Genomic DNA, 481 nt, shown 5'->3' with positions numbered 1-481 from the left:
GCCCAGGCCTTGGCAGATTTGCTTTCCGACACGCCGCAGCGCCAGCAGGCATTGGCTGATGAGCAGGGCGATGAAGTCGCCGGCAGTTTCGATGATTTGATTCGCGCCCGAGCGGCAGAAGGCTGGGCTCGTCCACCTTCGGCACGCAAAGGCATGACTGTAGTATTGCAAATCGGCATGTTGCCCGACGGTACGGTTACCTCGGTCAGCGTGGCCAAGTCCAGCGGTGATGGCCCGTTCGACGCTTCGGCGGTCGCAGCGGTCAAGAACATTGGGCGATTGACGGAAATGCAAGGAATGAAACCGAGCGATTTTGCTCCCTATCGTTCATTCAAGATGACATTCACACCTGAGGATCTAGCCTTGTGAGAAACCTTCTTCGATCAATGCTGGTCGTTATCTGCTGCCTGGCAGGGATAGCGGTAGCAGAGGAAAAGAACATTCTGGTCACCAGCGGCAGCGATCGGGCGACCCCGATCGC

1 protein-coding gene is annotated in these 481 nt (G+C 57.4%); it reads left to right on the top strand.

Features of this window, described 5'->3' with window-relative positions; all coding sequences use genetic code 11:
• Positions 1–369: cell envelope integrity protein TolA (tolA, locus tag GSM73_RS27405; protein WP_256676935.1), on the top strand; the 369-nt coding region annotated here is incomplete at its 5' end.
• Positions 370–481: the final 112 nt, after the last annotated feature.

The sequence above is a fragment of the Pseudomonas sp. PICF6 genome (genome assembly GCF_009831705.1).
GTDB classification, from domain to species: Bacteria; Pseudomonadota; Gammaproteobacteria; order Pseudomonadales; family Pseudomonadaceae; genus Aquipseudomonas; species Aquipseudomonas rhizophila.
This window is presented reverse-complemented; position numbering and strand designations above follow the sequence as displayed.